Annotated in this window: 15 protein-coding genes; 13 read left to right on the top strand and 2 right to left on the bottom strand. The window is 47.8% G+C overall.

All coding sequences use genetic code 11. The annotated features are described in order from the left end of the window. Positions 1-11 precede the first annotated feature (11 nt). Positions 12-1,379 (top strand): NCS1 family transporter, encoded by a 1,368-nt coding sequence (locus AOA56_RS11910; protein ID WP_024733833.1) that lies wholly within the window; start codon positions 12-14, stop codon positions 1,377-1,379. Between the two features lie 242 nt (positions 1,380-1,621). On the opposite strand, the gene AOA56_RS11905 is transcribed toward AOA56_RS11910, so the two are convergent. Further along, the gene (locus AOA56_RS11905; RefSeq protein ID WP_053769737.1) at positions 1,622-3,136 is read right to left on the bottom strand and encodes a PucR family transcriptional regulator; all 1,515 of its coding nucleotides are present in this window, start codon (positions 3,134-3,136) and stop codon (positions 1,622-1,624) included. 241 nt (positions 3,137-3,377) lie between these two features. Between AOA56_RS11905 and nikB the strand changes: the two genes are divergently transcribed. Genes nikB through AOA56_RS11870 form a run of 7 tightly spaced genes read left to right on the top strand, consistent with a single transcriptional unit; the run spans position 3,378 to position 11,693 of the window. Continuing rightward, positions 3,378-4,301 (top strand): nickel ABC transporter permease, encoded by a 924-nt coding sequence (gene nikB, locus AOA56_RS11900; RefSeq protein ID WP_024733831.1) that lies wholly within the window; start codon positions 3,378-3,380, stop codon positions 4,299-4,301. 15 nt (positions 4,302-4,316) lie between these two features. Then, the gene (locus AOA56_RS11895) at positions 4,317-5,174 is read left to right on the top strand and encodes an ABC transporter permease (RefSeq protein ID WP_024733830.1); all 858 of its coding nucleotides are present in this window, start codon (positions 4,317-4,319) and stop codon (positions 5,172-5,174) included. Positions 5,175-5,192: 18 nt separating this feature from the next. Continuing rightward, positions 5,193-6,182, top strand: a complete 990-nt coding sequence (locus AOA56_RS11890) for an ABC transporter ATP-binding protein (RefSeq protein WP_024733829.1) — start codon at positions 5,193-5,195, stop codon at positions 6,180-6,182. After that, on the top strand, positions 6,175-7,143 hold the full coding sequence (locus tag AOA56_RS11885) for an ABC transporter ATP-binding protein (protein WP_024733828.1): 969 nt from the start codon (positions 6,175-6,177) through the stop codon (positions 7,141-7,143). The genes AOA56_RS11890 and AOA56_RS11885 overlap by 8 nt, the downstream gene beginning before the upstream one ends. Before the next feature lie 18 nt (positions 7,144-7,161). Beyond that, entirely contained in the window at positions 7,162-8,691 is a 1,530-nt protein-coding gene (locus AOA56_RS11880; RefSeq protein ID WP_048621125.1) for an ABC transporter substrate-binding protein, read from the top strand. A 32-nt stretch (positions 8,692-8,723) separates the two neighbouring features. Continuing rightward, positions 8,724-10,181 carry a chlorohydrolase family protein gene (locus AOA56_RS11875; RefSeq protein ID WP_053769736.1) on the top strand — a complete coding sequence of 486 codons (1,458 nt, stop codon included), beginning with the start codon at positions 8,724-8,726 and terminating at the stop codon, positions 10,179-10,181. A gap of 12 nt (positions 10,182-10,193) precedes the next feature. Then, on the top strand, positions 10,194-11,693 hold the full coding sequence (locus AOA56_RS11870) for an amidohydrolase family protein (RefSeq protein ID WP_053769735.1): 1,500 nt from the start codon (positions 10,194-10,196) through the stop codon (positions 11,691-11,693). A 101-nt stretch (positions 11,694-11,794) separates the two neighbouring features. Here the strand turns inward: AOA56_RS11870 and AOA56_RS11865 are convergent, their stop codons facing one another. Then, complete coding sequence (locus AOA56_RS11865; RefSeq protein ID WP_242843457.1) at positions 11,795-12,649, bottom strand: alpha/beta hydrolase; 855 nt, start codon at positions 12,647-12,649, stop codon at positions 11,795-11,797. 203 nt (positions 12,650-12,852) lie between these two features. Here AOA56_RS11865 and allE point away from each other — a divergent pair, with 203 nt between their 5' ends. The 5 genes from allE to AOA56_RS11835 all read left to right on the top strand — a co-directional run bounded on the left by allE (position 12,853) and on the right by AOA56_RS11835 (position 20,614). After that, a complete protein-coding gene (allE, locus tag AOA56_RS11860) occupies positions 12,853-13,641 on the top strand; it encodes a (S)-ureidoglycine aminohydrolase (RefSeq protein ID WP_024733823.1) in 789 nt (262 codons plus the stop codon). Between the two features lie 308 nt (positions 13,642-13,949). Then, complete coding sequence (allD, locus tag AOA56_RS11855; RefSeq protein ID WP_024733822.1) at positions 13,950-15,002, top strand: ureidoglycolate dehydrogenase; 1,053 nt, start codon at positions 13,950-13,952, stop codon at positions 15,000-15,002. A gap of 14 nt (positions 15,003-15,016) precedes the next feature. Continuing rightward, positions 15,017-18,022, top strand: a complete 3,006-nt coding sequence (locus tag AOA56_RS15615; RefSeq protein WP_082349985.1) for a bifunctional FdrA/YlbE family protein — start codon at positions 15,017-15,019, stop codon at positions 18,020-18,022. 28 nt (positions 18,023-18,050) lie between these two features. Beyond that, entirely contained in the window at positions 18,051-18,986 is a 936-nt protein-coding gene (arcC, locus tag AOA56_RS11840) for a carbamate kinase (RefSeq protein WP_053769734.1), read from the top strand. 17 nt (positions 18,987-19,003) lie between these two features. After that, on the top strand, positions 19,004-20,614 hold the full coding sequence (locus AOA56_RS11835) for an L-lactate permease (protein ID WP_053769733.1): 1,611 nt from the start codon (positions 19,004-19,006) through the stop codon (positions 20,612-20,614). The last annotated feature ends 9 nt before the right edge of the window (positions 20,615-20,623 follow it).

The following is a 20,623-nucleotide window of genomic DNA, read 5'->3' as shown; positions in this document are numbered from 1 at the left end:
AAGGAGAAACTATGAAAAATATTGTTGAGAATAAACACTTAAATCCGGAACTCGTAAAGAACGTGGATCCGGATTTGCAGCCAACAAAAAAGAGAATCATGGATCCGGTCTCCTATGCGGCCAGCTTCATGGGGGGATGCGTTTCCATCGGAACGTTCTCTATGGGTGCTGGTTTGATCGGAGCGTTGACTGTTACCCAAGCGATTCTTGCCATGGTGATCGGCTGTCTCGTCATCGCCATTGCCCTGGTCATCATCGGACAGTGCGGCCATAAATACGGGATTCCATTCACCGTACAGCTTAGAAGTAGCTTCGGTACAGCGGGAATCAAAGTACCTGGTCTCCTGCGTGGAATTCCGGCTATCATCTGGTTTGGATTCCAGAGCTGGGTAGGAGCGGGGGCCATCAATAGTTGTCTCGACATTTTATTTGGATTTGATAATCTTCCGGTTATCTACGTCCTCTTTACAATTCTGCAGGTGGCGCTTGCTATCAAGGGATTTGAAGGTATCAAATGGATGGAAAATATCTCCTGTATTTTTATTATTGCCATTTTAATTTACATGCTGTATGTCGTACGCACTCAGTTCTCTACGGAGATTGACGACGTGTTTGCCGGAATCAAGGGGACATGGGGAATGCCGTTTTGGGCAGCTACCACATCGTTCCTTGGAATTTATTCTACGATGATTATCAATGCGTCTGATTACTCCAGGAACGTCAAGGAAAATGTGGGACCGGTCAAGACGGGATCAATTTATACGATCGCCATTCTTCCGGTTACTCTGTTCATGGGATTGATCGGACTGCTTGTCACAGCGGCAACAGGAAACAGCGATCCGGTTGTTGTGTTTTCCACAACCATGGGTAGCAAGGTACTTACAATCGTGACTCTGCTTTTCATTGCGTTTGCCCAGGTGACGACCAACGTACTGAACAATATCGTGCCTCCGGCTTATGTGCTGATGGAGGCGTTTCATGTAAAATGGAAACTCTCCACCGTCATTGTCGGTGTGCTTTCCATATGCTGTATGCCTTGGAAACTGGTAACAGATGAATCTGCGGCAGGACTGAATCTCTTCACACAGTTCTACTCCGCATTTCTCGGACCGATTTTCGCGGTAATGGCAGTGGATTACTTCGTTCTGAGACGGCAGAAGCTGGATATCAACATGATGTACGACAAACAGGGACCATTTAAGGGTGTGAACTGGGCGGCGATCATTGCCATCCTTTTCGGATCCCTCTGTTCCCTGCTGGTAGTTGAGCTGTCTTGGTACGTCAGCCTGATTCCGACTGCAGTCGCATACTACTTCCTTATGAAGAAGATGAAGGTGGCGGCGCCATTCTGCAAAGGAACCATTTTCGAAAGAGAATGATCGGTTTGCTGTAATTAAGAATCAGGTAGTGATCTCTCTGATTATGATTGCATTCCAGATAGTGTACATGATTGTTTTTAAATAACAGATTAACTTCATATTGAAAGGGCGGCACATTGCTGTGCCGCCCTTTGTCATCTCTAAAAAGGAAGGGGGCGGTTACACCGTTAAGCGTACCGCCCGTATTATGAATGAATCAAATATAAAGAAACTGTCTGTTGCCACTGTTTGAAAACAGGATGTCATTTTGGGAGCATCATATAAAGCTTAACGCCCAGCTCCACGTCGAGACGCGTCTGGCGATCGTCCAGAGAGATCTCCGCAATCTCACATATTCGATTCATGCGATGCAGCATGGTCTTATAATGTATAAAGAGTTGCTTTGCGGTCTTGCTTAAATTCAGGTTGTTGCCAAGGAGTGAATCCAGCGTCTGTAGATATTCCGTATTGTTCTCTTTGTCGTAGTCTGCAAGTTTCTGAACAGCCGGAGGAATGATCTGTGCAAAATTCTCAAAGTTCGAGTGGGAGGCCAGAAGCCTTAAAACGCCCATGTCGTTATATTTGACGATTGGATTGCCAAAGGCGTGTCCAAATTGGAGAGCGTCATACGCTTCCTGTACTTTCTTAGATAGTGTACTCACATCTGTGGTCTGGCTGCTGATCCCTGCAAAAAGGGAGAGTGTGCGGTGCTGTTTATTCAGATACGCCTGAATTTGTTCAAGTGTCGCTGCAGCGGCCCCACATAAGTCCATAGAGGCCGGATGTACTGAACGCAACAACACATGAAGATACGGCTCTTTGATATAAAAAAAACAGTTTTCCTCTGGGAGGAAAGCGGTAATCTCCATAAGAGCCTCTGGAACCTTCGTTTTGCTTCGTTCGGAGGAGAGCTCTAAAGATATGGCGGCGTAGCTGTCGCCCCGGTTCCAACCATAATTGTGCGCTTTCTCCACAATCGCATCTGGACTCAGCCGTTTCTCGAAAAGTTCGCTTAGGAAACCGGAGATATATTTCTGTTCAATTTTTGCCACATAATATTTCTTGAGTACAAGCACCGATAAGAGATGGGATGCGGTTTTTAAAAGCATTTCCTGATGCTCTTCCAGGAAAGAGTTTGTCACCGACGTCAGGTAGCCCGTAACCTTCCCCATACAGAGGATGGGGAGCCGGAGACGGTCAGCCACGGCGGTATTTGGATCAAAACCAGAGGCAGTATGCTGTTGAAGCTGTTGGCCTTCCGAATCTGTGACAGTAAAATATCCGGGAATATAGTCTCCCAAGTAGTGGAGGATATCTTCTTCCTGGAAGCCGGAGGCAACCGCCTTTGTCAGGTTATTTTGTATATCGAGATAATAGCGGTTTTTTACCTTCATAACAAGTGACATGACTGCAGAAATGGCATCGATAAACCGAACATCCGGAGGCAGCAGAACCACGGGGATTGAGAAACGAGAGGCGTTTCTTAGAATATCTCCGGGAACAGGCTCCGTGACGTTGTCTGTCCCGCCCTTCAGGATAATAGCCGCAATCTGCTTCGAGGCAAGAAGCTCCATGTGCTCGCCGAGATGCAGGACTTCAGAGGCAAAGCGGATGGATAGGAGAAGAATCTCCCCGTCTTTCAGATAATGAAGAAGATCCGTGTCCTCTACTGTTGTAATGCTGGAAACAGGACGCGAAAGCCCCTCTCTCCCGGTGACGAGCGACGCATGATGAAAAATATTCAGTTTCAGAACATCTGTTACCGTTAATGTCCTCACAAACCCACTTCCATTCCCTCTTTTGCGCCCCTTTTTCAGAAGATGTCGAAATCGGGCGACTTCATATTTAAGACTATAGCATAAAATAAATGTGAAAAAAAGGTGAAATCAGTATCATGGAAGGATAAGCCTGCCGGGGATGCATTATCCTATAGTTCCAATGGCAAAGCAGGAGCTCCATGATATGATAGAACCAGACTATTTTATTACTTAAAAACAGAAGAAATGGGGGTATGAGCTTATGCTAAAGTTCACACTGAAAAGACTGGCATCTCTGGTTGTCGTGCTGATCGGCGTATCGTTTCTGGTATTTATGCTGTTGTCACTGACTCCGGGGGATCCGGTCAGAATGATGCTTGGTGAATCGGCGACGCCGGAGGCACAAGAAGCTTTGCGGGAGGAGATGGGGCTGAATGATCCGCTTCTTGTACAGTATGGGCGGTACATGAAAAATATCATTGTACACCAGGATTTAGGGACGTCCTATACGACCCAAAGACCCGTACTAGGAGAAATTTTAAATGTTTTTCCCAATACAGTTACGTTGGCCGTGGCAGCGGTTATCATTGCTATCGTTGTTGGGATCTTTTTAGGGATTATCTCGGCGGTTAAGCAGAATTCCCTGCTGGACAATATTGTTATGGTACTCGCTCTTATCGGGACGTCAGCTCCGATCTTCTGGATCGGTATCCTGATGATTTTGTTGTTTTCCGTTCAGCTCGGTTGGTTTCCGCCTTCGGGATTTGGAAGCTTTAAACAGTTGATTATGCCTGCCATTGCGCTTGGCCTACAAAGTACGGCCGTGGTGGCCAGAATGACCCGATCCAGTGTTCTGGAAGTCATCCGTCAGGATTTTGTTAAGACGGCAAGAGCCAAAGGTCAAAAGGAGATTGTCGTTATTGTGAAGCATGTATTTCGGAATGCATTGATCCCGATCATCACAGTTGTCGGCCTCCAGTTCGGTACTCTTCTCGGAGGTGCGATGCTGACAGAGATCGTGTTTTCCATTCCGGGGGTCGGTCGTCTGATGATTGATGCAATTAAACAGAGAGATTTCCCGATTGTGCAGGGCAGCGTGCTTTTTGTGGCGGCGTGCTTTTCCCTTGTTAATCTGGCGGTTGATCTTTTGTATGCGGTAGTTGATCCGAAAGTATCGAAAGAATAGGAAGGAGGATGGAAAATGGAAGAAAAAAAATCCAGAAGCCAGTTTATGATGGTTTTAAAAAGATTAAGTAAAAACAGGATGGCGATTCTCGGTCTGATAATCCTTCTTCTCTTAATTATCATGGGGATTTTTGCTGATTTTATTGCTCCATACGGATATGCGGAAATGGACTGGAAGAGTCCGTTTCAGCATCCAAGCGCACAGCACTGGTTTGGCACAGATGAGTTTGGACGGGATATTTTCAGCCGTATTGTTTATGGAGCGAGAATTTCTCTTCTTGTAGGATTTGTATCAGTCGGAATTGCGGTTGTAGTAGGGGGAACACTGGGAGCAATCGCGGGATTTTATGGAAAACGAGTAGACAATGTAATTATGCGTCTTATGGATATTCTTCTGTCTATCCCGCAGACTTTGCTGGCAATCGCGATTGTGGCGGCGCTTGGAACCGGACTTGTCAACCTGATGATTGCGGTTGGCGTCTCATCAGTTCCGACTTATGCCAGAATCGTGCGGGCGTCTGTGCTTACGATCCGTGAAGAAGAATACATTGAGGCAGCCAAGGCGTCCGGTACAAAGAACTCAAAAATTATTATGAAACATATTCTTCCAAACTGTGTGGCTCCGGTGATAGTCCAGGTGACGCTTGGAATGGCAGGGGCAATCCTGACGGCGGCCGGCATGAGCTTTATCGGACTCGGAATCCAGCCGCCGAACGCAGAGTGGGGCAATATGCTCTCGGCAGGACGTGACTATATCCGGGGATATTCTTATATGACCCTGTTTCCTGGACTTGCAATCGTCATCACTGTGCTCTCACTGAATCTTTTGGGCGACGGACTTCGCGATGCGTTGGACCCGAAACTGAGAAATTAAAGAAAGGCGGAGCAAAATATGGGAAACGAGAAATTATTGGATATTAAAAATTTAAGTGTGACGTACAAGACGGAAGATGGGATTGTCTATGCGGTCAACGATCTGAATATGGAGATCGGACATAAGGAGACGCTCGGATTTGTAGGTGAAACAGGAGCTGGGAAGACGACAACTGCCATGACTATCATGGGACTTCTGCCGACGCCTCCCGGGAAGGTGACTTCAGGGGAGATCCTGTTTGACGGCCGGGATATGCTGACAATCAGTGATAAAGAGCGAAGAAGTATCTTGGGAGAGGAGATCTCTATGATTTTCCAGGACCCAATGACTTCTCTGAATCCATCTATGCGGGTAGGGGATCAGATTGTTGAGATGATTCGTCTCCACAAGAAGATCGGGAAGAAAGAGGCCATGGTGGAAGCGGAAAATCTGCTGGAAATGGTGGGGATTCGTAGAGAACGTGCAAGGTCTTATCCGCACCAGTTTTCCGGTGGTATGAAACAAAGAGTTGTGATTGCTATTGCGTTGGCGTGCCGGCCGAAACTTATCATTGCGGACGAACCGACGACGGCGCTGGATGTGACTATCCAGGCGCAGGTAATGAACTTAATCAAAGAATTGAAAGAGAAATTCGGGACATCTATGATTCTGATTACTCACGACTTGGGAATTGTAGCCGAGATCTGTGATAAGGTCGCAATCATGTACGCAGGGCAGATTGTCGAGTATGCAAGTGTAGAAAAAGTATACAATAATCCGAGCCATCCGTATACAAACGGGCTGTTCAACTCCATTCCGAAGCTTGATACGGAGGAAGAGTGGCTTGAGGAAATTCATGGTTTACCTCCGGAGCCGACGGAGCAGATCGAAGGTTGTGCATTCAGTCCTCGTTGTCCAAATTGTATGGAAATCTGTAAACATAAAAAACCAGGCATCACCCATATAGACGAAGAACATTATGTGAGATGCTTCTTATACGAAAAGGAGGAGGGAGAAGCAGATGACTAAAAGTTCGGAAAAACTGGTGGAAATCAATCACCTAAAAAAATATTTCAAAGTGGGAAAGGGTTTTCTACATGCGGTCGATGACGTCAGTTTTTATATTAACAAAGGTGAGACGCTCGGTCTCGTAGGGGAGTCCGGATGCGGCAAATCTACAACGGGACGAACGCTCATCCGACTTCTGGAAGCTGACAGCGGTGAAGTGAATTTTCACGGAAAAAATGTTTTATCTCTCAATAAAGCAGAAATGCAGACGTTTCGGGAGAATGTGCAGATGGTTTTCCAGGACCCGTATTCTTCTCTGAATCCTCGTCTGTCTGTCTTTGATTTGATTGCGGAGCCGCTCACCAATATAGAAGAGTATCGAAAAGACAAGAAGAAATTGGATGCGAGGGTGCGGGAGATGATGGATGTCGTTGGGCTTTCCAGGAGACTGATTAATGCCTATCCGCATGAGCTGGACGGGGGGCGCAGACAACGTGTTGGTATTGCACGGGCATTGTCTGTCAAGCCGGAGTTTATCGTTCTTGACGAGCCTGTCTCCGCACTGGACGTCTGTATTCAGGCGCAGATCATCAACCTCCTGAAACGACTGCAGCAGGAGTTGAACCTGACGTATCTGTTTATCTCCCACGATCTGAGCGTCGTGAAACATATCAGTAATCGAATTGGGGTTATGTATCTTGGAAAGATCGTGGAACTCGGAGATTACCGTACGATTTTTGGAGATTCACGCCATCCGTACACGAAAGCACTTCTGTCGGCGATTCCGATTCCCAAGATTGGTGTAGAACGGAAACAGATCATTTTAAAAGGCGATGTACCAAGTCCGGTAAATCTTCCTGGAGGATGCCGTTTTGCGGGGCGCTGCCCGTATGCAACAGATAAATGCCGTCAGGAGGAACCAAAGTTAAAGGATGTTGGGAATACACACTATGTGGCATGCCACTATGACAATCTGGAATAGACGGGGAGGAGAGAGAATATGAGAAAAGGGAAGAGATATTTCAGTCTCATTCTGGCAGGTTTACTTGCGGTGTCTTTGCTTGCAGGCTGTGGCGGCCAGGAGAAAAAAGATAAAAATACATTGACTGTTGCGATTGCGGCGGATCCTCCAACGTTAGATCCTCATGCGGCGTCGATCGATTCTGCGGTCAATAATTTGAATCCGGTATACGAGACGCTTGTAAAATATGACGATGACGGTGAAATTGTGCCGTGTCTTGCGACCGAATGGGAGCGGATCGACGATCTGAGATGGAGATTTAAGCTTCGAAACGATGTGAAGTTCCACAATGGGGAAAAGATGACGGCAAATGATGTTCTTTTTAGTTTTAAGAGAGCAACTGGACCGGAAGGAGCGAAGGTAGCGTACATCATGTCTGCGATTGACGCGGAAAATTGTGTGGTGGAGGACGACTACACCATTGTGATCGCAACCCATGAACCTTTTGGTCCTCTGATTGGGTATCTTCCGTATATCGGGGCGGTTGTAGTCAGCGAGAAAGAATTTACAGAAAATCCGGAGAAAGCTGCTATGAACCCGGTTGGCACGGGTCCGTTTAAGTTTATAGAGTGGAAAAAGAACGACCAGTGTTCTTATGAACGATTTGATGATTACTGGGGCGAGAAGCCTTCTTATAAAAATCTGATTATTAGAACCATTGTTGAAGCAAACAGTCGTGTCATCGAGCTGGAATCCGGAACGGTAGATATTGCCTATAGTATTCCGGCCAATGATATCGAGAGACTAAAAGAAAACGAAAACACAGATGTGGTGGAACGTCTGAGTACAACTGTGGAATATCTGGATATGAACGTCACGAAGAAACCACTCGACGACGTACGTGTGCGTCAGGCGATTGATTACGCGATCAACGAGCAGGCGATTGAGGATATTGTGTATCGTGGAACAGCGTCGTACTCTCCAACGACCGTCACACCGGGAATGAAGTATTTTGATGATTCAGATACTGACTACCGGTATGATGTGAAGAAGGCAAAACAGCTTCTGAAAGAAGCTGGAGTATCCGACCTAAAGCTGACGCTGATCTGTTCCGAGAGTGTAACTCGTCTTAATGCGGCAACAATTATTCAGAGTATGCTGTCAGACGTGGGTATTGATGTGGAGATTCAGTCTTATGAGTCCGGAACTGTCCTCAATATGATTGACGCTGGTGAGACAGAACTCTTTATCATGGGATTTGGTGCGGTTGGATTTCCGGAGCCGGACAATAATATTTACGGTCCGTTCCACAGCAAACAGATTCCGACCAATAATATGGGATTTTACAAAGATCCAAAACTTGACGAGATGCTGGATGAGCAGAGATTTATGACGGATGGACCGGAGCGAGAAAAGCTTATAAAAGATATCCAGAAATATCTAAGGGAGAATCTTCCGGTTATCCCGCTTGCGAACACAAAGCAGGTGATCGGAATCCGTAGCAACATCAAGAATTTTGTTCCAACACAGGCTTCCAGCCATTTTGTGGACAAAGTGGATATTGAATAAGAGTCTGACAGAAAGATTCCGGGAGGAACACTATGATTACAAAAATAAAAGCTGCCTACGTCGTTGGATTTGACGGCGTAGGACATGAAATCATCACCAACGGCGAGGTAGTGTATGAAAACGATACAATTCTCTATGTTGGAAAACATTACGAAGAAGCGGTGGACAGGACAGAGGATATGGGTAACGCGGTTGTGATGCCGGGATTTATTGATCTCAATGCTCTTGGAGATATTGACCATGATATTATTCACCTGGAAGTATACCCGGATGTACGCAAAAGCCTGAGCCCGTCAGAAGAATATTTTGACAAAGGTCCACATGAATGGATGACACCGGAGGAGGAGGCATTTAAATCACTGTTTGCCTATACTCAGCTCATTATGAACGGAGTGACGACAGCGATGCCAATCACATCCACCTATTATAAACGGTGGGCCGACACCTATGAGGAGGAGGAAGCGGGCATACACCACGCAGGGAAGCTTGGGCTTCGTCTTTATACCTCTCCAAGTTACCAGTGTGGATTTAATGTTGTCCAGCCCGACGGTACGATGACGGTTCGTTTCCTGGAAGGTGAAGGAGAAGAAGGACTGGAACGGGCGGTTCGTTTCATTCGGAAATACGATGGAGCTTACGGCGGCCTGATCCGTGGAGCACTGCTTCCGGAAAGGATCGAAGTACAGACGGAGGAAAATCTGATCCGTACAAAACAGTATGCGGATGATTTGGAATGTCCCATCAAACTTCATGCCGCACAAGGGCTGTTTGAGTATCGGTATATCAAGGAGAAAACAGGACTTAGCCCTATCGAGTATCTGGACGGTATCCACTTTCTGGATGATAAAGTGGGGATACCGCACTGCTACATTGTGAAAGGGACCCGCTGGGTTTCAGACGATGGGGACGATCTCGGTATCCTGGCAAGAACCAAGGCGACCGCTATCTATTGCCCGGTTATCATCGGACGAAGCGGCGGATATCTGGATTCATTCCCAGAATACCGGAATTCATCCGTCAATGTAGCCATCGGAACGGATACTTTTCCACCGGATTTCTTCCAGAATATTCGTGTTGCGTCCATGTATGCCAAGATGGTGAGCGGAACGGCCGAAGGGGCTTCCTACGCGGATATCTACAATGCGGTCACACTGGGCGGAGCGCAATATCTGGGACGTCCGGATCTGGGACGGCTCTGCAAAGGCGCCAAGGCGGATCTGATCGCTGTGGATCTTGACAGTTTCCATATGGGGGCTGTGGACGATCCGATCCGGACGATCTTCCTGTGCGGTTCAGGAGCGGATGTAAAGCTTTCCGTTATCAATGGACGTACGGTTATGAAAGACCAGCAGATAGAAGGCGTTGATCTGGAGGAGATCAAGGCAAAAGGACAGATTTATTATAATAAAATGAAGCTCGGTTACATGGAGCGGGATTATCAGCATCTGCCGGCGGAGAAATTGTTCCGACCGTCATTCCCGATGAGATAGAGGAGGAAAATCATGTACGACGTATTACTGTCAAATGCGACCGTTATTACGATGGATGAAAAACGCCGGGTTCTTGATAACGGAGCGGTAGGAATCGAAAATGGACGGATTGCTTTTGTGGGAACAAGTGAGGAAGCAGAAAGCCTGGAGGTAAAGGAAGTCATCGACTGTAAAAATCACGTCGTGATGCCAGGATTCGTAGATGCCCATGGACATGGCGGGCACTCCGTTTTCAAATCGATTGTGGAGGACACAAGCTACTGGATGCCGGTTATGACCCATGCGTATAAAAACTATATCACTGACGAGTTCTGGTACAATGAGGGAAGATTGTCCGCACTGGAGCGGCTTCATGCGGGCGTGACAACCGGAGTGTGCGTGCTTGGTTCCCAACCAAGATGCGACTCTCCGGTACCGGCTAGAAACAATGCGAAGGCATATGCGGAAGTCGGGGTGAAGGACATTGTCTGTACAGGACCTTGCCATACACCGTGGCCGCACCGGTTCAGCCGGTATGTGGACGGTGTGCGGAACATGCGGGAAGTCAGCTATGAAGAAGTGCTGGAGAGCCTGGAAACAGTGATATCTGAGCTCAATCATGCAAACGACGACCGCACGAGAGCATACGTGACGCCATTTGGCGTTGTAACCAGTGTGGATCCTTCCGCACCGACGCCGGCAGATCGCTGTGTGAAGCTTACGGACCATGATATCCGTCAGGCAAAAGAAATGCGCCGGATTGCGGAGAAATACAGTACAAGAATTCATACGGACGCATTTGGGGGAATGATCCACCTGGCATACCAGGATAAGGAAAACGCTCTTCTCGGACCAGACGTCCATTTACAGCACTGTACCGGGCTGTCCTTTGATGAGGCGATGATTCTGGCAAAGACAGATACCCACGTCAGCTTTGCGCCTGGTATGGGCCAGATCGTGAACCGGACGCCGGTGATCGAACTTCTGAATCTGGGGGCGACGGTTGCTATTACAACGGACGGTTCCATGCTATCATCTGGATTTGATATGTTCGACGCCATGAGGAGAGCTCAGATGATATTCCGCCGTGCAATGAATGATCCGTATTATCTGCCATGCGAAAAACTTCTGGAGATGACGACCATAGACGCCGCGAAATGTGTCGGCATGGAAAAAGAAGTCGGATCTCTTGAGGTAGGAAAAAGAGCGGATATCATTGCGATCAATCTGATGAATCCTAGACTGATGCCAAGGATCAATATTATAGATACTCTGGTTGGAAACGGACATCCATCCGACGTGGATCTTGTTCTTGTTGACGGACAGATTGTCCTTCGGGACGGAAAAGCCACGACTGTGAACGAGGAAGAGGTACTTCTTGCGGCCGAGCGGGAAGCGCTGGAGACAGCTTGGAGGGCGTCTCACCTACATCCGTTCTTAAATCGTCAGCCACAGTGGGGCAATGTAAAAATATATTTTGATGAAGTTCGATTCAATATGGAGGAGAATCGCAGAGACGGCGGCCACTATTAAACCCTCCTGGAAGCCGGATATTTTATAGAAAGGACGCAGCCACCTCAACTGTTTACGGATTGTAAATGGTTGAATGGCTGCGTTTTATAGATTTTTGATAACTAGTTGACTGTTTTTTTGAGAAAGGCCAGCGTCTCGTCCAGCAGCTTTGCTGTATCCGGGGAAGTCTCATCCCGGTCAAAGTCGTGGGTGTTTCCGGCGCAGAGAAAGCGGGATGGATGATATTTATCGCAAAGCGCCAGAAACTCCGCATACGGTACGTCCGGATCGCCGGTGCAATGGGCAGCAAACAGCGGACACGGCAGGAAATCGCACGTCCGCAGAGAGTAATCGAGATAGAAAAATTTTTCCCGGCCTTTGTAGATCAGGGATTTCCATTTCCCGGTCTGGCGGGCGTATACATAGACGCTGTAATGGGTATCCAGATCCCCGGATGTGTGGATTTCTGATGGAATGGCTTTCAGACAGTTCTCCGATACCGCGGGGAGAGAGGCGTAATAGCTGCTTTTTGTCTCAAACCAGTTGTCGCACAGAAAGCCGTATCCGTAGTAAGAGAGGATTCCGGCGGGCTTTTCGGCCAGAACTCCGTGAGCAGCGGCGATCAGGCAGAGGTAGGCTCCTGCAGAGCGGCCGAAGAGCACATACGGAAGCTTGTGGGATACATACTGTTCAGGATGACAAAGGTAATGATTGATGGAGTACGTCACGCTGGACAGGATCATACGCAGATCTGCGGCCGGAGCAAGCGGGTACTCAAATGAGGCCACCGGGTATCCGGTGCTAGTGAGCCGCTCCAGGTGTGTGCGTGGCAGATCATCCGAGTGACCGTAGAGGAGGCCGCCGCCATGAAAATAGAGGATACATGCCTTTGGGACAACGTCCGGATTGTCGTACAGAACGACGCGGACCGGACAGGTATTTCCCTGAGTGTAAAATTCTTTCTTTGATATCATCATCGGATTCCTTTCTTAAAAATATGATATTGATTTTTATTATAACACGAAATCTGTCGTGAATTTTTTGTCAAAACGGAAAACATGGATAAAAAAAAGACAGGATTTTATCTGATATTTTGATTGAAAAAATAGAGAAGAACTGCAATAATAAACATAGAAAGACTGAAATGGTCGTTGATGAAAAATGAAAGAGAGGTTATGTTATGAGCTACTTAAATGGTCAGACAGGCTATCGTGAAGATCTTCTGAATACAAGATCCGTTGTGAAAATGGGAAGTTATGCGGTGATCGAACCGGACGGAATCGTAAAGAACGCAATTCCTGGATACGAAAACTGTGACGTGACAATCCTTGGATCACCGTCTATGGGAGCATCTTTTGCGGATTACCTGATTACCGTACATGAGAACGGGGGCAACCCTTCATTTGGCGGAGAAGGACTGGAATCTTTCATCTATGTCGTAGAAGGTAGCATTACAGTAAAGAACGAGGATGAAGAAGCGACTCTGACAGAGGGCGGATACATCTACTCTCCGGCCGGCAATACGATCGCGATCAAACATGCCGGCACAGGCGACGCGACATTGTTCGCTTATAAACGCAGATATGTGGCTGTAGATGGATACAGTGCGCACACCGTTGTCGCTAATATCAACGACACACCGTGGATGCCATACGAGGGAATGGAAAACTGCCATAGCAAAGATTTTCTTCCGGCAGCAGGGGACTTTGGCTTTGATATGAATATGCACCTGCTGAAATTCAAACTTGGAGGATCACATGGATATATCGAAACCCATATCCAGCAGCACGGTATGTACTTCCTTCAGGGTAAGGCGATGTACAGAATCGGTGACGACTGGATTCCGTTAAAGAAAGGCGACTATGTGTTTATGGACTGTTACTGCCCGCAGGCTTGCTACGGGGTAGGAAAAGAGGAAGATCTGATCTACATCTACTCAAAAGACTGCAACAGGGACGTGCAGCTCTAGGCAGTACTGATTAAAGGCAGTTCCCTATAGTTTAAATAAATTTGTTTGCGCTGAAATCGGCATTATCCATTTTGGATAATGCCGATTTCGTACTGTCCGGCAAAATTTGCGTATCATTTCGACAGGAAGTCATACAAATTTACAGAGTGAAAGAACAGGAATTGATAAAAAACAGACAAAATGCACAAAAGTAGATAAAAATGATTTCGCACTTTATCTACATACCTGCTTGAAAAAAGAGTGGTAAATTGGGATAATAAAATCATGAAGTTTTAGAAGGGAACGAAATTTAAGGAGAGGATGAATTTATGAAACTATCGAGGGAAGAACTGAAAGGCCTGATGAAGAACAAACTAGTAAAGGCTGGACTGAACGAGAAACATGCCGATATCGCGGCGGAGGTTATGACTTGGTCGGACGAGAGAGGATACCATTCACACGGAGCAGTTCGGGTAGAATACTACAGCGAGCGAATTGCAAAGGGTGGTATTACGGCAAATCCGCATTTTACATTTAAAGAGACAGGACCTTGTTCAGGGATGTTTGACGGAGATAATGGCTGCGGATACGCTGCGGCAAAAGAGGCGATGGATAAGGCAATCGAGATGGCAAAGAAGAATGGAATCGCAGTGATCGGTATCAGTAATATTTCCCACAGCGGATCTATCGGATATTATACGGAGATGGCAGCCAAGGAAGATCTTGTGGCGATTTCTTTCTGCCAGTCAGACCCGATGGCAGTACCTCCGGGCGGAACAGAACCATATTACGGAACGAACCCTATTTCCTTTGCGGCTCCGACAGCAGATGACAGAACAGTCGTATTTGATATGGCAACGACAGTACAGGCGTGGGGGAAGATTTTGGACAAGAGATCCAGGGGAGAGTCTATTCCGGATACCTGGGCAGTAGATGAAAAGGGAAATCCGGTGACGGATCCGAATAAGGTTAATGCTCTGCTTCCGATTGCGGGAGCAAAGGGATACGGACTCATGATGATGGTAGACATTTTCTCAGGAATCCTGACGGGAGTACCATTTGGCAAACATGTCAGCTCCATGTACCACGATTGCTCCAAGGGAAGAGAGCTTGGACAGATGCACATTGTTATGGATCCGAACCGCTTCGTAGGACTGGAGACATTTAAGAAAAATATGTCCGCTACCTGCGACGAATTAAATGCGATGCCGACGGCGGAAGGATATGATAAAGTATACTATCCGGGCGAGCGTGCGGTAATGAGAAAGAAGAAAGCGTACGAGGCAGGTGGAATCGAGATTGTGGATTCCATCTACAAATATCTCAAGAGTGATGATATTCACTATAATCGTTACGATCATAAAAACAGATTTGCAGAATAGGAGAGATACGAAGAATGTTAAAGACAGTAGTAAAAAAGGGCAGTTACCATGACTCGGTTGTATTAATGCTTCTGACAAACAAGATTTCGGCAATCGAAGGTGTCAAAAAAGTTTCTATTATGATGGCAACGCCTGCTAACAAAGACATTTTCAAACAAAGTGGGCTTGATACTGAAGAGCTGATGGCAGCTTCCGCAAACGACATGGTTGTTGTCGCGGATATTGACGATGACGCGCTTCTGGATACGATTATGGAGCAGACAGAAGAGTTTTTCCGTCAGCAGTCTGCCAAGAGCGGCGAGAAAAAGGGCGCCGAAAGTGTGAAATCCTGGGATAAGGCGCTTCAGAAGCTTCCGGACGCCAATCTGGCCGTTATCTCCATCCCGGGCGCATATGCTGCCCTGGAGGCGGATCGTGCCCTGGACGAGGGCATGAATGTCTTCATGTTCAGTGATAATGTGACACTAGAAGACGAAGTGAAGCTGAAACAGAAGGCGCACGAAAAGGGACTGGCTGTGATGGGACCGGACTGTGGTACGGGGATCATTCAGAGTGTTCCGATTGCATTTACAAATAATGTAGCTCCGGGCTCCATTGGTATTATCGGGGCATCGGGGACGGGAATCCAGGAACTGACAACGATCATCGACCGTCTGGGCGAGGGTGTGACAAATGCCATTGGTATCGGAGGAAGAGACTTGAACGCCGCGGTAGGTGGGATTACCATGATGGACATGATCGACGCTATGGAGGACGACGATGCAGTGAAAGTGGTCATCATCGTTTCCAAGCCACCGGCAAAAGAAGTACGTGACAAGATTGCCGCAAGACTGAGTAATTTCAGCAAACCGATTGTGACGCTGTTCGTAGGAGAAAAGCCAGAATACCATGAGGAGAACTTCTACCATGCATACACGCTGGATGAGGCGGCAAGACTTGCGGTCGGCCTGGTAAGAGGCGAGAAGGTTCCAGAAGCGGTTGCTGATGTAGATGAAAGTACCTTCTATAAAGCAGAAGATCATAAGACAATCAAAGCTTATTATTCCGGTGGGACGTTGGCGAATGAAGCGGCGATGCTCATCAAGGACGCCATGGATGTCAAAGTACCGCCGGAAGATATCGAAGGATATATGCTTCAGCTTGATGGCAATATCGTCGTGGATCTCGGTGACGACGCCTATACGCAGGGCAAGCCGCATCCGATGATCGACCCTGCAAAGCGAATTGAATGTATGCAGGAAGCGGTTGATGACGAGACGACTGGCGCGGTTCTTCTGGACATTATGCTTGGATACGGTTCCCATGAGGATATGGCAGGAGCGCTGCTTCCGACGATCAGGGAGCTCAAAGCAAAGGCAGAGAATGCCGGAAGAAAGGTATTTTTTATTGCCACAGTATGCGGAACGAGAAGAGATTACCAGGGGTATGACGAGGCAGTCCATAAATTAAGAGAGGCAGGTGTGATTGTCTGCGAAAATAATAAACTGGCATGCCGTACGGCGATCCGCGCCATCGGAAGGGATTTTGTGGAGCCGGAAAAGGAAGTACGTGTAAAAGAAGTTGTGGACGCTCCGAAAGGAGTTCCATCCGAGAAGCTTCGTGCACTTCTCTCTGAGAAACCAAAGATTATCAACGTCGGACTCAAGAGTTTTGCGGAAGTCGTAGAACAGTTTGGATGCGAAGTCGTACAGTACGACTGGATGCCGCCGGCAGGAGGAAATGTGGAGCTGATCAAAGTGCTTAATTTCCTGCGTCACTACGACGGATTGGATATTGATGAGGCAAATCGTGAGGTCATTGCAAAGGTTGTTGCAAGCCAGCCGGTGATTATCGATAATGTCAGAGCAAAGGAAGTGATCCCGGATCTGAATACCGGAAAAGTGATTCTTCATGCAGGACCTCCGGTTGCATATGAGAATATGCCGGACCCGATGCAGGGATCTTGTGTGGGAGCCGTTCTCTTTGAAGAGTGGGCTGACAATGAAGCGGACGCAAGAAAGCTTCTCGAATCAGGTGAAATTCACTTTATCCCATGTCATCATGTAAAGGCGGTTGGGCCGATGGGAGGTATCACCTCTCCGAATATGGCAGTTTTTGTTGTCAAGAATATGACAGACGGAAATGAAGCATACTGCACCATGAATGAGGGAATCGGGAAAGTACTGCGCTTCGGAGCATACTCCGAAGAAGTTGTTGACCGGCTGCGATGGATGAGAGATATTCTGGGACCGACCCTTGGAAAAGCCATTCGCAAGCTTGGCGGTATTGCGGTGAATCCGCTGATCGCAAAAGCGATTGCCATGGGAGATGAGTTCCATCAGAGAAATATTGCGGCGTCCCTTGCGTTCTTAAAGGAAGTGGCGCCGACGATCACAAAGATGGAGATGGATGAAAAAGACCGTTACGACGTCATCAAATTCCTCTCCGATACAGACCAGTTCTTCCTCAATATTATGATGGCGACCGGAAAAGCAGTGATGGATGCGGCGCGTACCATCGAGAGAGGAACGATTGTCACCGCAATGTGCAGAAACGGTTATGAATTTGGTATCCGCATTGCGGGAATGGGGGATCAGTGGTTTACAGGTCCGGTCAACACACCACAGGGGCTGTACTTTACAGGATATGACGGAGAAGACGCATGTCCGGATATGGGGGACAGCGCTATCACAGAGACTGTTGGTGTCGGCGGCATGGCCATGATTGCGGCTCCTGCCGTTACAAGATTTGTCGGCGCTGGAGGATATGAGGATGCGCTTCGTACCAGTACAGAGATGACAGAAATCACGATTGACCGGAACCCGAACTTTATTATCCCAAACTGGAATTTCCAGGGAACCTGTCTTGGAATCGACGCAAGACTAGTAGTGGAAAAGGGTATTACTCCGGTGATCAATACAGGGATCGCACATAAAATTGCCGGTTACGGACAGATCGGAGCAGGTACGGTGCATCCGCCGATCGAATGTTTTGAAAAAGCAATCAAAGCTTATGCGGAAAAATTGGGCTTTACTTCATAAAGTATCACAGCCGGAATAGGAGGAAGCCGTGGAAAAGAAAAAGATTGTGATCGCCCTTGGCGGAAACGCACTGGGCAACGATGTGGAAGAGCAGAAAGAGGCAGTTGCGAAGACGGCGGAAGTGATCGTCGATCTGGCGCAGCAGGGACATCATCTGATCGTGACGCATGGAAATGGACCGCAGGTCGGAATGATACAGAATGCAATGGACAACTTTGACAAAGATCTTGCGGCATCCAAGAAAGTTCCGCTTCCGACGAGCGTGGCCATGAGCCAGGGATATATCGGGATTGACTTGCAGAATGCGATCAAGTATGAGCTTTACAAAAGAGACCTTGATATGAAAGTTTCTACCATACTTTCCCAGGTGGAGGTTGATGAGAACGACGAGGCATTCGCCCACCCGACCAAGCCAATCGGAAGATTTATGACAGAAGAAGAAGCAAAAGAAAAAGAAGCTGAGGGCATCTACTGCATGGAAGATGCGGGGAGAGGCTACCGTGTAGCGGTAGCTTCCCCGATGCCAAAGCGAATCCGGGAGCTGGAAACAATCCGGACGCTGATGGAAGCAGGACATATTGTAATTACCTGCGGCGGCGGCGGTATCCCGGTAATCAACAGAGGAGGAAAGCTTGTCGGCGTCAGCGCCGTGATTGACAAGGATAATGTGAGCAGCCTCCTGGCATCTAAGATCGGGGCAGATTACCTGGTGATCCTGACCGCGGTTGAAAAAGTTGCTATCAATTTTGGAAAGGAAAATCAGGAATGGCTGTCCGACCTTACCGTGGAACAGGCAAAGAAATATATTGCCGAGGAGCAGTTCGCCAAAGGATCGATGCTTCCGAAGATCGAAGCGGCGGTACGTTTTGCCGAGTCCGGCGAGGGAAGAAGAACACTGATTACGTTGCTTGAGAAGGCAGCGGACGGAATCGCGGGAAAGACAGGTACAGTCATTCATAAGTAAATCAGGTGAGATAAACTATGAATATACCAGTAAATATATTTATGTGGCTGCTGGCATGTCTGCCGATCATTGTACTCCTGGTGCTGATGATTAAATTTCAGTGGGGAGCGACGGACGCTGCTCCGATTGGTCTTGCCATCACCATATTCACAGGAATTGTATTTTATAAAGCAGATTTGAAAGTGATCGTATCAGAGGCAAGTAAGGGAATCTGGAACGCTCTGACCATTCTGGTTATTGTCTGGACGGCGGTTCTTCTTTATCAGGTCGGTAATGAGACGAGGGCGTTTCTCGTGATCCGGGACGGGATGAGAAGGCTGCTTCCGAACGAACTGCTTTTAGTACTTGCCATGGGGTGGATCTTTGAAAGTTTTCTCCAGGGCATCACGGGATTCGGGGTACCGGTGGCAGTCGGAGCTCCGCTTCTGATCGGGATCGGAGTGAAGCCGATGTGGGCAGTCATTATCCCGCTTTTAGGCCAGTCTTGGGGGAATACTTTTGGGACTCTGGCAGCAGCGTGGGATGCCTTGGTGATGAGCGCAGGAATCAGTTCGGGAAGTAAGGAATATCTGATCACCGCATTCTGGACAGCGCTTTTTATCTGGTTCTGGAATCTGATTATCGGCATAACCATCTGCTGGTTCTACGGAAAAGGGAAGGCCATCCGCAAAGGTTTTTTGCCGGTACTTTTGCTTTCCTTGGTCCAGGGCGGAGGGGAGCTCCTTCTGACCCAGGTCAATACAACGATTGCATGTTTCGTGCCGGCCTGCATTTCTCTCATTGTTATCCTGCTGCTTGGAAGACTTCCGGGTTACAAACAGGAATGGAGTGTTCGGGACAGCCGGGTGATGGACAGAGAGAAGTCTGCCGAGAAGGGGGAAGTAAAGCCGGAGGGAATGACCCTCATACATGCGTTTGTGCCATATTTTCTTCTCTCCGTGATCGCGCTGATCGTGCTTCTGGTGGAGCCGGTACATACATTGCTTGGCAAAGTGCAGATCGGATTTTCTTTTCCGGAGACGGTCACGGGGTATGGATATGTCAATGAAGCGGTGGAAAGCTTTTCACCGTGGACGCCATTTACACATGCAAGTATGTTCCTGTTTGCGTCGGCCGTCATCGGGATGATCTACTACAAGAAAAAAGGATGGATCGTATCCGGCGGAATCGGGAGAATCTTTCTTCGTGCGGTCTCCATGACAATGCCGTCCGGCATGGCGATTATCGGACTTGTTATCATGTCCAAAATCATGGCAGGAACCGGACAGACTGAGGTACTGGCTAATGGAATCGCGGGAGTACTTGGAAAGGTTTATGTCATCTTTTCCCCGTTTATCGGACTTCTTGGATCATTTATGACCGGAAGCAACATGAGTTCCAATATCCTGTTTGCAGGATTCCAGTCGACAACGGCGAATCTTCTGGAAGTTCATTCTGCTATTGTTCTTGGGGCGCAGTCATCGGGCGCATCGATCGGAAGCGCGCTTAGCCCAAGCAATATCGTTCTTGGTACGACAACAGCTAATATTTTGGGAAGCGAAGGAAAGGTGCTCAGAAAGATTATTGTGATTACTGTTCCGGCAGCGTTGATGATTGGTGTATTTGTACTGGTGCTGACCAGCCTGTAGAGGAGGACG

The sequence above is a fragment of the Sellimonas intestinalis genome, from assembly GCF_001280875.1.
GTDB classification, from domain to species: domain Bacteria; phylum Bacillota; class Clostridia; order Lachnospirales; family Lachnospiraceae; genus Sellimonas; species Sellimonas intestinalis.
Note: the sequence above shows the minus strand (reverse complement) of the source record. Positions and strands in the feature narration are given on the sequence as shown.